We start from the raw sequence: 14386 nt of genomic DNA on the forward strand, positions 1-14386 counted from the left end.
CTCAGGAGTTCTGGGAAACAGCGGCGAGGGCCGCGCGGAGGCGCGTGCCGGCGTCGTCCGCCACCGCCTTGACCCCGTCGCTCGTGCTGAGCTGCGCCATGGTCTCCGGATCGATCGCCTCGATGGTCGTCGCGTCAGCCCCCTGGGCGCGGCGGACCACAACATTGCACGGCAGGAGCGCGCCCATCTGGGGCTCGGCGGCAAGTGCGCGGCTTGCGAGGTTGGGGTTGCATGCCCCGAGGATCACGTAGTCGCCAACGGCGTCGCCGGCATCTGGTCCGAGCTTGCCCGTGAACGTCTTCCTGATGTCAATCTCGGTGAGCACGCCGAATCCCTGCTCGGCGAGCGCCGCGCGGATCGCCTCGACGGCATCGGGGTAGGACAGGGGAACCTGGGTGGTCAACGTGTAGGCAATAGCTCCACGCTGGCAGGCTCAGGTGAGGCGTGGCCAGGGGCGGAAGTCCCGCCCCTGGCCACAGGACCTCACGAAGGAGGCCCGGGCATCACGGCTTCCGCGGCGTGTAGGCGGCGAAGGTCACGCCGCCGTCGGTCGACTCGCGCAGGCCTTCTTCGGTGGCAACCCACACGCGCACCGGGCTGTTCGCCTCCGGAGCGGCCGCGGTCAGGGCATCGACCCCGCCCGAGACCGTGCCGACGGGGGTCCATGAAAGGCCAGCGTCGGCGCTCGCATAGACCTTGCCGTCCGGCGTGATTCCGACGGCACGCTGCGCATCCGCGAACGCGGCGAACTGGATGACAGGTGCACCGGGAACGGCAGACCAGGTGCCTCCGCCGTCGGGAGAGGCGAAGAGCCCCTTCTCCGTTGTGGCGAGGACGGTGTCCGTGGTTGCGTGGCCAGCCAGCACTGCGGGGTGGATTGCCGAGGAAACGGTGGTCCAAGCATCCCCAGTCGCGGTGCGCTTGAGCTTCCCGTCAAATCCGACGAGCCCCGACTTCGTCACGGCGAGCGCATGGAAGTCGGATACTCCCTCGTTGGAGACGGTGGCCCAGGTCTGGCCGCCGTCGGTGGAGCGCAGGAGCCCGAGCGGGTTGGGCTTCGAGGTCCCGGCGCCAGGATGGCCAGAGGCCCACAGAGTCCCTTGCGGGTCGCCCACGAAGCCCATGAAGTCGTGGGGGATGCTGATCCGCTCGGGCTTGTCCCCACTCATGTCGTAGACGCCCTCGTGGGTGCCCACGAGCACGCGCGTGCCGTCGGCCGTGGCCGCCACGCCGTGGACATGGCGTCCGGGCGCCGATGACGACGCGCTCTGCCCAGCGGGCGCGGCGGTACCGGCCGGGCTGGCTGAGCATCCGGCGAGTGCCACCCCTACGGCTGCGGCCGCTGCGAGGACCGACGTCACACGGGCTTTCACAGCTGTCCCAGCAGGGACTTCATCTGCTCGATCTCCTGAGTCTGGGAGCCGATGATCGAGGTGGCCATGGACACGGCTTCGGGGTTCGAGCCGGAGCTCAGCTCGGTCCGCGCCATGGTGACGGCACCCTCGTGGTGGGCAATCATGCGCGTCAGGAACAGCTTTGCCGCATCCGAGGCGCCCGCGGCCTTGAGGCCGCCCAGGTCGTCTGCGGTCATCATGCCCTCCATGCCGTGGCCGGCGGCGGCGGCCATCGCCGTGGGCTGGCCCCACGCAGCGAGCCAGCCGCGCTGGGTTGCGATCTCCGGCGCCTGGGCTGCCTTGATCTGCTCAGCGAGCGCGGCAACCCGGGCGTCGAGGCCGGGCTTGGAGAGGACGATGCCGCTCATCTCCACGGCTTGCTCGTGATGCGGGATCATCATCTGCGCGAACATGGCATCGGCGGCGTTGAATACGCCTTGCGCCGAGGACGCCGAGGGCGCGCCCATGGGCATCGAATGCCCGCTGTGGTCGCCCGAGCCGTCGGGCCGCGTGGTGCTCTGGGCTGTCCCGCTGCACCCGGCCAGGGCAAGGATCGCGGCTATGGCAACAGAGGGCAGGGCAAAGGTCTTGAGGTTCATGGTCTTCTTTCGATCAGGGAGGGGAATCGGGGCGTGCGCCCCGTCACGTCCTGCTGATCGAGAGCTGTGTCAGGTCGATGGCCGGTGGGCGTGCGAGCACGGCGCCGGGTGCATGGGCCACCGGCGGCAGAGGGAGGGCGTCTGAACGCTCAAGGGCGACGACGCCGGGCGGCGCCGGGGGAATTCCGCCGGGTGCGGGGATGCAGTGGTCCGCGTGGGCCGGCACGCCTGGCTGTTCGGGGGCGCAGACAACTCCTTCACCCGAGACTGCCTCGTGCGGATGGACTGCGTGCCCCGCGGGCTGCCCCGCGATGTGTGCCCCGAGCGCGTGCGTTCCGGGCGTGTGCATTCCGAACAGGCCCACCACAAGGGCCGCCACGAGGAGTGCCCAGCGTGCCAAACGGCACAACTCGCGGGCGGAAACGGGGCCTCCGGCCCGGATTCCGGTGCGAGTTGTGCAGACTGGCATGCCTCCCACGCTACCGAACATCCCGTGGGTCCAAGTTCAGCCGCCGGAGCAGCTGGGCATTGAGCGCCACGACGATGGTGGACAGGGACATGAGGATGGCCCCCGCGGCGGGGGACAGCATGATGCCGGCGAAGGCCAGGACGCCCGCCGCGAGAGGCACCGCGATGACGTTGTAGCCCGTCGCCCAGACCAGGTTCTCCCACATCTTGCGATAGCTCGCGCGGGAGAGCTCGACCACGGAGACGACTGAGCGCGGGTCGTTCCCCGCAAGCACCACTCCGGCGGACTCGATGGCAACATCCGTTCCGGCGCCGATCGCGATGCCGACATCCGCGCGTGCGAGGGCGGGAGCATCGTTGACGCCGTCGCCGACCATCGCGACGCTCTGGCCTCGTTGCTGGAGCTCGGCGACCTTACGGTCCTTGTCCTGCGGAAGCACTTGGGCGAAGACCTCGTCGATGCCCAGGTCTTGGGCCACTGCGTCCGCGACCTGCTGTGCATCGCCGGTGATCATGGCGACGCGGATGCCTCGGTCCTGGAGCGCCTTCACTGCTGTCCGGGACTCCTCGCGGACCGAGTCCTCGAGCGCGAGCGCCCCCGCGATCCGACCATTACGGACCACGTGGAGCACCGAGGCGCCACGGGCCTTCCAGCCCTCCACCGCGGCACTGAGCTCCGCGGGAGTCTCGAGTCCCAGCTCGGCCAGCAGGGCGGGCCCACCCACGTGGACGAGTTCAGCGCTGGTGTCAGCACCCTGATCCTGGGTGGCCACCCGGGCCTGGACCCCGCGGCCGGAGCTGGCTTGGAATCCGGTCGCGGCCGGAATGCTCAGGCCACGCTCGCGGGCCGCGCGGACGATCGCCCGCGCGACGGGGTGCTCGCTGTCAGACTCGGCGGCCGCCGCGAGAGCGAGCAGCGCGCCGTCATCCCCGCCCTGTCCGGCGCCGGCAGCAGCGATCCCGACGACGTCCGGCTCACCCTTGGTGAGCGTTCCCGTCTTGTCGAAGAGGACCGCTCCGACCGTGCGCATCCGCTCGAGGGCGAGGCGGTCCTTGACGAGGACGCCGCCCTTGGCAGCGCGCTCGGTCGAGATCGCGATGACGAGGGGGATCGCCAGGCCGAGGGCGTGGGGGCACGCGATCACGAGGACCGTGACTGTGGCCGTGACTGCGGTCGGAAGGTCGCCGAGGAGCGCCCAGGCGATGAACGTGAGGATGCCGGCGCCCGTCGCGAAGTAGAAGAGGAACGCGGCCGCCCGATCGGCAAGGGCCTGGGCGCGCGAAGAGGAGGCCTGCGCGTCGGCGACCATGCGCTGGATGCCGGCGAGCGCCGTTGACTCACCCACGGCCTCGACCCGCACCCGCAGGCTCGTGTCCGTCGCGACAGTGCCCGCTACGACAGGGCTGCCCGGTCCGCGCGACACCGTCTTGGACTCGCCGGTGATCATCGACTCATCGAGTTCGGCTGTGCCATCCTCGATGCGTCCGTCCGCGGGCAGGCGCCCACCAGCGCGTACCAGCACGAGGTCGCCCGGGACGAGGTCAGCCGCGGCTACCGTCTCGGTGCCGCCGCCGGGCGCAACCCGCTCGGCCTCGTCGGGAAGCAGCGCCGCGAGCGCGGCAAGGGCGCCCTGAGAGGCACCAAGCGCCCGCATCTCGAGCCAGTGACCCAGCAGCATGATCGTGACGAGGAGCGCGAGCTCCCACCAGAAGTCGAGGTCAAAGCCACCGATCCTGAGGCTCGTGGCCCACGAGGCGAGGAAAGCGACCGTGATCGCCATCCCGATGAGCAGCATCATGCCCGGCTGCCGGGCCTTGAGCTCGCCGAGGCCGCCCTTGAGGAACGGCATGCCGCCGTAGAAGAAGATGACCGTTCCGAGCACGGGACCAATCCACTCGCTGCCCGGGAAGGAGGGTGGCATCGCCCCGAAGAGGTGCCAGAACATAGGGCTGAAGATCACGACGACGACCGAGAGGCCCAGCGTGAGCCAGAACTTGTCGCGGAACATGGCCACGGAATGGCCGGCGTGTTCGCCGTGTGTGTGCACCATGTGGGGATCGCCGTGGCCCGCGTGGAGCTGCGCGGACATATCGTGGCCTGTGCCGTGCTCTGCGTGCAAAGTGTGGCTGTGCTCGTTCACCGTTCCACCCGTCTCTTCCCGTTCCCCCGCTCGGAGTCGCATGGGGGGCTAGTTCGGGCTGTGGGGCGATCGGCGGTAGCGGGACGTCCCGGACCGCGTGCATCGCTGGCAGCGCGGTTCCACCATACCCCTAGGGGGTATAGACGTCAATGCGGTACAGTGCCGCAGTACATCCTTGTCCGACCCTCCACGCACCATACCCGCGCGTGGATGCGAAAGGTGGGTGACCGGCGTCGTCCGCCGCGAGCCGCCGTGCGCCGAACGGAGCTGGCCGCATAGGGTGGGCGACATGGAGGATGCAGAGGAGCTCCTGCGCGAGCTGGCCGGTCGGCACGGAGTGGCGACATCGTTCTCGGGCTGGGGCGGCGCCCGGTTGGACGTCTCGGCGACGACGCTCAAGGCCGTGCTCGGCGCCCTCGGCATCCCTGTGGAAACGCCGGAGGCGATCCGCGCTGCCCTAGAGGAGGCCGATCTGGCCCCGTGGCGTCACATACTGCCCCCGGTCACAGTGATTCGCGAGGGGCAAGACGCCGCAGTGAACGTGCACCTCCCCCATGGAAGCAGTGCCTCGCTCTGGGTGGTCTCCGAGGACGGTGGCCACTATGCGGCCCGGCAGGTCGAGAACTCGGACGAATCCCGAACGGTCGACGGCGTGCTGACGGGACGCGCGGCGTTCCTCCTCCCCGAGGACCTTCCGCTCGGATGGCACACACTGCACGTCCGCAGCGAGGACCGCGCAGCCGAGGCGACCCTGGTGGTCACCCCGGATCGGCTCCGCACCACCGAGAGGCTCGCCGACAATCAGCGGTGGGGCCTCATGGCCCAGCTGTACTCCGTCCGGTCCTCGCGCTCGTGGGGCGTCGGTGACTTCGCGGACCTCACCGACCTCGCGGCCATTGGCGCGGCCGAGGGCGCGAGCTTTGTGCTCGTCAACCCCCTGCACGCCGCCGAGCCGATGCCGCCCATCGAGGACTCGCCGTACCTCCCCGCGACGCGCCGGTTCGTCAACCCGCTCTACCTTCGCGTCGAGGACATTCCCGAACACGCGTACCTCACCGCCGAGGACCGGGCCCACGTCGAGGAGTTGGCCCAGGAGCTCCACCCGGCGAACTCATCCTCGGAGCTCCTGGACCGGGACGCGGCGTTCGCAGCGAAGCTCGCCGCGCTGGACCTCGTGTGGCGCGTGCGGCGTGGTCCGGCCCGCGAAGACGCCTACCGGCGTTTCTGCGACGCCGCTGGGCCGGGGCTCGACGACTTCGCGCTATGGTGCGCGCTGGCCGAGCGGCCCCGCACAGGCGAGCCATCCGGGACGGGCGAGTGGCCTCAGCCCGGGAGCCCCGACGCGGCTCGGCTCGGCGATGGCCTCTCCGATCGTCTCGACTTCCACCGCTGGCTCCAGTGGGTCTGCGACCAGCAGCTCGAGGCCGCCCAGCGCGCTGCCAAGGCGGCGGGCATGGAGCTCGGCCTGCTCCACGACCTCGCGGTGGGAGTGCGGCCGGACGGCGCCGACGCGTGGGCGCTCTCGGACGTCCTGGCCCGCGGCGTGACCGTGGGCGCCCCGCCGGACATGTTCAACCAGCAGGGGCAGAACTGGAGCCAGCCGCCGTGGCACCCCGCGCGTCTCGCCGAATCGGGCTACGCCGCCTACCGCGACATGCTGCGCACGATCCTGCGCCATTCGGGCGGGATCCGCGTGGACCACATCCTCGGGCTGTTCCGGCTCTGGTGGATCCCCGAGGGAGCTTCTCCGGGCGAGGGCACCTACGTGCACTACGATCACGAGGCGCTGGTGGGCATTCTCGCACTCGAGGCGCAGCGCGCGGACGCCATCGTGGTGGGCGAGGATCTCGGCTTGTTCGAGCCGTGGGTGAGGGACTACTTGGCCGAGCGGGGAGTGTTCGGCACCTCGATTGTGTGGTTCGAGCGCGACGGCGACCGGCCACTGCCGCCCGAACGGTACCGGCAGGCGTGCCTCACCAGTGTCAACACGCACGACCTGCCGCCGACTGCCGGGTACCTCGCGGGCGAGCACGTGCGGCTACGCCAAGCCCTCGGCCTGCTGGAGCGCCCCGTCGAGGAGGAACTGGCCGCTGCCGAGACAGAGATCGCTGGTGTCCTCGAGCTCCTGCGCGCGCGTGGCCTCCTCGAAGAGGATGCGAGCCTCACCGACGAACAGCAGGTCATCGAGGCCCTCTACGCGCTCACGGCCCTCACGCCGTCGTCCTTGCTCGGTGTCGCGCTCGTGGACGCTGTCGGTGAGAGGCAGACGCAGAATCAGCCCGGCACCCACCGTGAGCACCCCAATTGGCGGATCCCCCTCACAGGACCAGACGGCCAGGCCGTGCTCCTCGAGGACCTTGCCAGCAGCCCACGCTTTGCCTCGCTCGCCCAGGTGATGCGGCGTGCACTGCCCCGCGAGCAGGCGTCCGCCAAGCAGGCGTCCAGCAAGCAGGTCGGTGCTCAGCGCAGCAGTACCCAACACCGCAGTACCCAAGCGGGAGAAGAGTAGGCCCGTCAGAAGGGCGGCGGGGCCACGTCTGGGTCCCCACCCTCTGCGGAGCGGGCATAGGCGAGCGCCTCGACGTGCTCCCACGCAGCCATGAGCCACGGGGAAGGTTCGGACGCCTCGCCGATGGGCGGCCCGATGGGGCTTCCAGACCATGGAGCAAGCAGGTCCTCATGGATCCAATTGGGAGGGATCGGCTCCGGTATCTGGTCCCGATGGTCGCCAGCTCCGTGAACTCCTGCAGCCGGGTCCGGCGGAAGGTCTAGGGCGTCGGCCAGCAGTTCGTCTTCCGGGCCGTGGGCGTACTCCGCCGAGGCGGTCGTGTAGGTGCGGCCCGTCGGGGACGTCCAGGTCATGAAGCCCGTCCCTTCGGCCACTGTCACCCGGTCATCGAGAGCGTCGGCGGAATCGCGGCCGGCGAGCAGTGCGGTGAGGACGCCGGAGGCACGGCCCTCGTCCCGGACCTGCTCGACCGTCCAGTGGCCCAGACTCTTGAGCGCATGGTGCTTGGCGCACAGGGACGCAAGGTTTCCCGCCTCTGTAGTACCATCGCAGGCCCACTCGATCGTGTGGTCCAGGTCCGCTCGGGCCGTCGGGCTCGTGCATTCGGGGAACATGCAGCTCCCGTCACGCCACTGCACGAACCTCCGCAATGCGGCGCTAGGCCTATATGACGTCCGTCCGAGCATCATTGGGATCCCGTCCAGATCTGTCACGAGCCGCTCCCAAGATGGAGCACCAGCCGCGAGCCAACGGGCAACATCACGGGCGATCGGACCATACCCATCGAGCGTCGCCGGCTCATCGCCAGCACCCAGCAGGGTCGATGCCGGGATCAGCACTACGACCTGCGCCCGCAGTCCCGATCCGGCCACGGCCTCCGGGTTAGAGCAGTCCGGGACAGCGCCGAGTGATTCGTGGCCCCCAGGCGCATCCGGATGGATGAGGACGGGTCGAAGTCAGCGGGGACCGCTCGAGGAAGTGACGTGCCCGAAAGACTGGCGTGGGTCAGGACGTCGGCGCGCAGCTGGGCCCAGGTCCGCGGGTCGTCCGGGAACACCGCGCGGTGCGAGCGCGCGGCCGTATCGACCGCTGCGTACAGGCCGACGCCGACCTCGGCGGGCAGCAACGCCGTGAGAGTGCACATTCCATCGGCCTCAGGCCGAAACCATACCCCGCGCTCCCGCGTAGCCTGCTTGCGCCGCCGCGCCCAGGACTCCGGATCGGACTTCTCGCGAAGCCGCTGTGCGACGGGGCGAAACTCCTGAACCGTGCGCATTCGACCCGAGCGAGTCCGAAGGCGTGCGACCGCAAGCCTCACGAATTCGTCAACGTCCTGCGCGGCCAGCCCCTCGGTCTGCTGTGCGATGATCCGCGCGTGCCCCTCTGATAGTGCACCCGCGGCGAGCAGGTCCCGCACCTGCCGTAGCGGCCCAGCGAGCGATTCGGCGAGCGCAACGACCCGGAATGCGGCGTACTCGGACACACTCTGCGCGGTCGCGATCTCTGCGACGGCGAGCGCCCGCGCCACGTCTCCCCCGAACCTCGCGGGCCCTCCACCCGGCGCAACGGCTGGGTTGGCCTGGGCCGAGCGAACCTCACCCTCGAATCCAACCAGCACCCGCTCCGCGCCCACCGCCTCGAGCGCAGCGGCGTAGCATCGCAGCGCCGCTGCCGCCTGCGCGACCACGAGACCCTCCTCGCGATCAAGCGCCTTCACGTCAGGCAGCCGCAGCTCACCCATGAGACTGGACCCGCTCGGAGCGCAGAAGACGAGAGAGGTGCCGGAACCAGTTGGCGGGGTGGAGCGAGTCAATGCGCCCGAGCCAGGCAGGGGAACGTCGGGAACCTCCTCCATGACCCACCTCCAACTAGACATCCAACCAAGCAATTCCGATATTCGAAGATATATTCGATCCTAACGGCAATACTTCAGTATGGCTAGACCGGTGCTCAGCGAGCTTGTGAAATAATCTGCGTATGCATGCAGACAAGCAGGGGTGCGGCCTCGACGTCGACAGCGGGTACGTTGAACTCGCCGTCGAAATCTTCTCGATGCTCGCCGACGCTACGCGGGTCCGGATCATCCTGGCCCTGCGAGACAGCGAGCGCAGCGTCAACGACCTGGCCGACGCCGTGGGCAAGTCCCCCGCCGCCGTCTCACAGCACCTCGCCAAGATGCGGCTCGCGCGCGTCGTCTCCACCCGTCAGGACGGCACCCGCGTCTTCTACAGGCTCGAGAACGAACACGCGAGCACGCTCGTCGCAGACGCGATCTTCCAGGCCGAGCACGCGCTCGACGCCAATCCCCGCCACCATCACGCAGAGAGGGCAGGGGCATGAGCCACGACCATCACTCCCACGCCGACCCGGTGACGCACGACGCCGCACCCCACCATGGGCATGACCACCACCACGGGCACGACGAGCACGACCACCACCACGGGCATGACCACCACGGGCACGAAGACCACCACCACGCACATGGTTTCCTCGGGACCCTCAAGGAATTCTTCGTGCCGCACACCCACGACTCGTCGGACTCGATCGACGATGCCCTTGAGGCCAGCGCGGAGGGCGTCCGCGCGCTCAAGATCAGCTTGTTTGCGCTGCTCGCCACGACCGTGCTGCAGTTCGCCGTCGTGCTCGTCAGCGGTTCCGTTGCCCTCCTCGCCGACACAGTCCACAACTTCTCGGACGCCTTGACCGCCGTCCCGCTGTGGGTCGCGTTCCTGCTCGCACGGCGGCCCGCCACGAAGCGCTACACGTACGGCCTCGGCAGGACCGAGGACCTCGCGGGACTGTTCATCATCGCCGTCGTCGCACTTTCAGCGGTTGTCGCGGCGTGGCAGTCGATCGACCGCATCATCCACCCACAGCCGCTCGGGAACCTGTGGTGGGTCATGGCCGCGGGGGTGATTGGCTTCGCGGGGAACGAGGCCGTGGCCGTCTACCGCACCAGTGTGGGGCGGCGGATCGGCTCGGCCGCCCTTGTGGCGGATGGCATCCACGCCCGAACGGACGGCTTCACGTCCCTCGCTGTCGTGGTGGGTGCCGCCGGCGTCATGCTCGGCTTTCCCCTCGCAGATCCGATCGTGGGCCTGCTCATCAGCGCGGCGATCTTCATCCTTCTATGGGGCACCGTCAAGAGTCTCGGTCAGCGGCTCCTGGACGGGATCGATCCCGAGCTCGTCCACCGCGCCGAACACGCCCTCGCGGAGACCCCCGGCGTGCTCGGAGTGGACCGCGTCCAACTGCGCTGGATCGGCCACCGGCTCCACGGCTCGGCGCTGGTGCGAATCGGTGCGCAGACTCCGGTGGCGGGCGCCGACGTCGTGCGCCACGACGCCGCGGAACGGCTGACGCGCGCACTGCCGAACGTCGAGGAGATCACAGTCACGACAAGTGCCACGTGACGCGCTCCTCTCAAGCGCCCTCACGCGGTTGAGGGCGCGGGTAGCTAGGCGCAGCGCTCCTGGGTAAGGCCGAACGGGACGCTCTCATCGAGCGTCACGGTGTACTGGCCTGCATCCTCACGTGTGACGAGGATCCCGCAGCAGCGGCTGGCAACCGCGTGCTGCTGGAGGGTTCCGATGGCGCTTCCGAGCGCCGAATCGAGCTCGTGTGCTGAACGGACGACGACGGTCAGGGCCTCATGGGCGTGCTTTCCACGGGACACGGGGATCTCCTCGAATCTTCAGACTGACAGAGGACACTACTCGGCGCGCGCATCTCCAACAAATGCACGAACTCCTTCACAATTTGCCGTGCACTGGCCTTCGCTTGGTGTGATGCGACATTTGTCGCAGCTCCGGTGTGATCATCCAGACACTCTGTATGGTCAAGAGCACACGAGGAGCGCTGTAGTCTGGAATGGCCCTGTTAGAGGGATCACATTTCCGGCATCACTGCGAAGGTCTGCGCATTATGACAACCCCAAACCCGTCCCGGGTCCCGTCTGGTTCAGCGTCGAGCCACATCGAGGAGCCCCATCTCTCCCGCGGCCTGTCCAACCGCCATATCCAGCTGCTCGCCATCGGCGGCGCGATCGGCACCGGCCTGTTCATGGGCTCCGGCAAGACCATCTCGGTGGCCGGCCCCTCCGTGATCTTCGTCTACATGCTCATCGGCTTCATGCTCTTCTTCGTCATGCGAGCCATGGGGGAGCTGCTCCTGAGCAACCTCAACTACAAGTCGTTCTCCGACTTCGCGGGCGACCTGCTAGGACCCTGGGCCGGCTTCTTCACCGGCTGGACCTACTGGTTCTGCTGGGTCGTCACCGGTGTGGCGGACGTCGTCGCCATCGCGGGATACTCGAACGAGCTCTGGCCCGGCATCCCGCTGTGGGTCCCTGGACTCGCCACGATCCTCATCCTCCTCTCACTCAACCTGCCCACCGTCAAGGCGTTCGGCGAGGTCGAGTTCTGGTTCGCGCTCATCAAGATCGTCGCAATCCTCGCCCTGATCGGCACCGGCCTCTGGATGATCGTCACGGGCTTCTCCTCGAGCGCGGGCACGGCGTCCTTCGCGAACCTGTGGCAGTTCGGCGGGTTCTTCCCGAAGGAGTTCATGGGCTTCGTGGCAGGGTTCCAGATCGCGGTCTTCGCGTTCGTCGGGATCGAGCTCGTCGGCACCGCAGCCGCCGAGACCAAGAACCCGGAGCACAACCTGCCCCGCGCCATCAACGCCATCCCGGTTCGAGTGGGCCTCTTCTACGTGGGCGCCCTCGTGATCCTCATGGCGGTCACGCCGTGGATGGAGTTCAAGGCCGGCCACTCGCCGTTCATCGGCATGTTCTCGCTCGCAGGCCTCGGCGCCGCCGCGACGATCGTCAACCTCGTGGTCCTCACCTCGGCCATGTCCAGTGCCAACTCGGGCATCTACTCGACGTCGCGCATGGTGTTCGGGCTGGCCCAGGAGGGCGACGCGCCTGCCGCGTTCGGCAAGCTGTCCTCCCGCAAGGTCCCGCAGAACGCCCTGTTCCTCTCGTGTGTGCTGCTGCTCTCCGGGATCGTGCTCCTCTACGCGGGCAAGAGCATCGGCGAGGCCTTCGACATGGTGACCACGGTCTCCGCCGTGTGCTTCATGTTCGTGTGGTCGATCATCCTCGCCAGCTACCTCGTGTTCCTCAAGCGCCGCCCCGAGCTCCATGCTGCGTCGAAGTACAAGATGCCCGGCGGCCGTGTGATGGTGTGGGTTGTGTTCGCGTTCTTCGCATTCCTCGTCTGGGCGCTGACCACCCAGTTGGACACGCTCGTGGCGCTGCTCGTGACACCCCTCTGGTTCGTCGTCCTCGGCGTCGCGTGGCAGTTCGTGAAGCGCTCTCCCCTGCATCAGGCACGCATCGCGAATCATCGCGAGACCCTGCGCGAAGAAGCAACAGTCAACGTCTGACCTCGCGGCTTCAGATTCTGCCTCCGGGCAGCGCACGACGGCGGGTGGCCGGCTCACACGAGCCGGGCACCCGCCGTCGTGCTTAGGCCGTGCATAAACCAGCAGCGGGCGCCGCCAGTACGCTGGGCACATGAGCCGATTCGCGCCGCACACCACCCCCGCCCTCGAGCCTGCGGAGGCCGAGAGCCTCGCCGAAGCACTCGCGGCGAAGGACGTCTCGCTGTTCGTCGACGGGACGGCGCATCGGCTCACGGGCGCCGCGGATGAGGCGGTGCGGGACCTACTAGCGAGACTGGCCCGCGGTGAGGCCGTAACGGTGAGCAGCGCCGAGGACGTGCTCACGGTTGCGCAGGCGGCCGAGCTCGCAGGGATCAGCCACTCGTACGTGCGCAAGCTGACCACCAATGGCGTATGGCCCGTGCAGTACCGCGGCACACACCGGCGGATCCGGCGCGAGGACGTACTCGCCTGGGTCTCAGACCAGAAGGGGCCTCGCAGCAGTCAGGACTAGAACCGCGGGCGGCCCGCCCAGCGGCGGGCCTTGAGTGCGAGATGAATCTCCTGCCGCACCCGCCCGGACAGCGGCTCGGCACGGATGATATTGCGAACCCGTGCGAGGCGGTGGTACACCGTGGAACGGTGCACGTGGAGGCGGTCGGCCACGGTCTGCACGGCGCCGTCGGAGTCGTAGAGCATCTCGAGCACAGGGAGCAGCTCGTCGTTTCGGTCCTCGGCCGTCAGGAGCGAGAAGAAGACGCTCGACGGCTCGGCCGCAAGAGCGCCCATCAGCTGGTAGGCACCCACGCTCCGCACGTCGACGAGTTCGCCCAGCTCTGGGTCCACCGCGGCGGCCTGCGCCGCGGTCCGCGCCTGCGCGTACGCCTCCCCGAGCTCGCGCAGGGTGGAGAATGGCTGACTGATGCCCACGAGCACGCGTCCAGCGGGCCGTCCAGAGCGTTTGGCGAGCTCGCGCTCGTAGTGGGTCAGGACGGCAGCGTGACTGGCCCGCGCAGTCGTGGCGGCGAAGAGGACCACGGCGTGCGTCTCGGTGCCCGCTGTGAAGAGCGCCGGATCGATGCCCGCTGTGGCCTGCATCGCGGCGGAGCTTGTCGCCACTACCGCGGCTTGTGGGTCCTGCGGCGTGACGCCCTCGGGGTCGAGCAGCACCACTATCTGCCATGGCGCATGCCCGTGCACCTCCCGCCACCCGGAGATCGCTGCGAGGGCGGACTTGTCGCCCGACGCCGCAGCCAAGAACTCCGCCTCGCGCCGGCGCCGGTGATCGGACTCGGCCGTGTTGGACTCGAGCAGCAGCTGGCCGATGAGCTCGAGCTCGAGCTGGATGCCGGGGAGGGCCGCGAGCACGTCCGCGGAGCTTGCCTCGTCTGCCCCCTGCTGCACCCACAGGTACCCGACCCGAAATCCACGCACCAGGAGTGGGACGCACACGCGCCCGTACATGCCGAGTTCCGGGTTGGCCGGCACTGTCACGGGTCGCACGGCTGTCGCGATGCCGTGTGAGAGCTGCCATGCCTGGACGTCCGCGGGAAGTCGCTTGGAGAGGAGGAAGTTCACTCGCACCGGGTCTGCCTGGGACTGGTTGGACGAGTACGCGATGAGCAGTCCATCGAGGTCTTCGACGCTCAGCCCGCGCCCGAGCTTGGCCGCCGCCGCTTCCACCAGATCTTCGACGCCGTGCCGCATGGTCACAAGCATACGTTGCCCGCAACCACACCAGGAGACAAATGACTCCCTATCGTCCGACATGTGTTCAAGGAAGCATGGCGCGATCCGCGGAATTCCGGGGAAGTTGACGTTCCCACGTCTCGACGCCATGTAACACGCCTCACAGGCAGGCCTACGCTTGAAGCACGCCAACAGGCC

Annotated in this window: 14 protein-coding genes and 1 pseudogene; 5 read left to right on the forward strand and 10 right to left on the reverse strand. The window is 68.6% G+C overall.

The genetic code is table 11. The features are described 5' to 3' along the window. Position 1: 1 nt before the first annotated feature. The 5 genes from LF262_RS07925 to LF262_RS07945 form a co-directional block, all read right to left on the reverse strand. A complete protein-coding gene (locus LF262_RS07925) occupies positions 2–415 on the reverse strand; it encodes a DUF302 domain-containing protein (protein WP_235779930.1) in 414 nt (137 codons plus the stop codon). 88 nt (positions 416–503) lie between these two features. After that, positions 504–1373, reverse strand: a complete 870-nt coding sequence (locus LF262_RS07930; protein ID WP_235779759.1) for a F510_1955 family glycosylhydrolase — start codon at positions 1371–1373, stop codon at positions 504–506. Then, on the reverse strand, positions 1370–1993 hold the full coding sequence (locus LF262_RS07935; protein ID WP_235779760.1) for a DUF305 domain-containing protein: 624 nt from the start codon (positions 1991–1993) through the stop codon (positions 1370–1372). Before LF262_RS07935 ends, LF262_RS07930 begins: the two co-directional genes overlap by 4 nt. Before the next feature lie 43 nt (positions 1994–2036). Then, positions 2037–2393, reverse strand: coding sequence for a DUF6153 family protein (locus LF262_RS07940; RefSeq protein ID WP_235779761.1), 357 nt, complete (start codon positions 2391–2393; stop codon positions 2037–2039). 79 nt (positions 2394–2472) lie between these two features. Then, positions 2473–4551 carry a heavy metal translocating P-type ATPase gene (locus LF262_RS07945; RefSeq protein ID WP_235779762.1) on the reverse strand — a complete coding sequence of 693 codons (2079 nt, stop codon included), beginning with the start codon at positions 4549–4551 and terminating at the stop codon, positions 2473–2475. A 340-nt stretch (positions 4552–4891) separates the two neighbouring features. On the opposite strand from LF262_RS07945, the gene malQ reads away from it, so the two are divergent. Further along, positions 4892–7111 carry a 4-alpha-glucanotransferase gene (malQ, locus tag LF262_RS07950; RefSeq protein ID WP_235779763.1) on the forward strand — a complete coding sequence of 740 codons (2220 nt, stop codon included), beginning with the start codon at positions 4892–4894 and terminating at the stop codon, positions 7109–7111. Positions 7112–7116: 5 nt separating this feature from the next. Here malQ and LF262_RS07955 read toward each other — a convergent pair whose 3' ends face one another. The 3 genes and pseudogenes from LF262_RS07955 to LF262_RS07960 form a co-directional block, all read right to left on the reverse strand. Beyond that, a complete protein-coding gene (locus LF262_RS07955) occupies positions 7117–7725 on the reverse strand; it encodes an HNH endonuclease (protein ID WP_235779764.1) in 609 nt (202 codons plus the stop codon). A gap of 69 nt (positions 7726–7794) precedes the next feature. Beyond that, a pseudogene (locus tag LF262_RS17220) lies at positions 7795–7983 on the reverse strand (HNH endonuclease signature motif containing protein); the annotation flags it as partial. Further along, the gene (locus LF262_RS07960) at positions 7950–8966 is read right to left on the reverse strand and encodes a DUF222 domain-containing protein (RefSeq protein WP_235779765.1); all 1017 of its coding nucleotides are present in this window, start codon (positions 8964–8966) and stop codon (positions 7950–7952) included. The pseudogene LF262_RS17220 and the gene LF262_RS07960, both read right to left, overlap by 34 nt. 122 nt (positions 8967–9088) lie before the next feature. Here LF262_RS07960 and LF262_RS07965 point away from each other — a divergent pair, with 122 nt between their 5' ends. Next, entirely contained in the window at positions 9089–9451 is a 363-nt protein-coding gene (locus LF262_RS07965; RefSeq protein ID WP_235779766.1) for an ArsR/SmtB family transcription factor, read from the forward strand. Then, a complete protein-coding gene (locus tag LF262_RS07970; protein WP_235779767.1) occupies positions 9448–10524 on the forward strand; it encodes a cation diffusion facilitator family transporter in 1077 nt (358 codons plus the stop codon). Before LF262_RS07965 ends, LF262_RS07970 begins: the two co-directional genes overlap by 4 nt. Positions 10525–10568: 44 nt before the next feature. Here LF262_RS07970 and LF262_RS07975 read toward each other — a convergent pair whose 3' ends face one another. Beyond that, positions 10569–10787: a hypothetical protein gene (locus LF262_RS07975; protein WP_235779768.1), complete on the reverse strand. Its 219-nt coding sequence runs from the start codon at positions 10785–10787 to the stop codon at positions 10569–10571. Positions 10788–11035: 248 nt separating this feature from the next. Between LF262_RS07975 and LF262_RS07980 the strand changes: the two genes are divergently transcribed. Together LF262_RS07980 and LF262_RS07985 are read left to right on the forward strand one after the other, a co-directional pair. Beyond that, positions 11036–12502, forward strand: a complete 1467-nt coding sequence (locus LF262_RS07980) for an amino acid permease (RefSeq protein ID WP_235779769.1) — start codon at positions 11036–11038, stop codon at positions 12500–12502. Positions 12503–12632: 130 nt separating this feature from the next. Beyond that, positions 12633–13013: a helix-turn-helix domain-containing protein gene (locus LF262_RS07985; RefSeq protein ID WP_235779770.1), complete on the forward strand. Its 381-nt coding sequence runs from the start codon at positions 12633–12635 to the stop codon at positions 13011–13013. Here LF262_RS07985 and LF262_RS07990 read toward each other — a convergent pair. Then, entirely contained in the window at positions 13010–14206 is a 1197-nt protein-coding gene (locus LF262_RS07990) for a PucR family transcriptional regulator (protein ID WP_235779771.1), read from the reverse strand. The two genes, LF262_RS07985 and LF262_RS07990, sit on opposite strands and share 4 nt — an antisense overlap. Positions 14207–14386: the final 180 nt, after the last annotated feature.

It is taken from the genome of Sinomonas notoginsengisoli, assembly GCF_021554725.1.
Taxonomy (GTDB): domain Bacteria; phylum Actinomycetota; class Actinomycetes; order Actinomycetales; family Micrococcaceae; genus Sinomonas; species Sinomonas notoginsengisoli.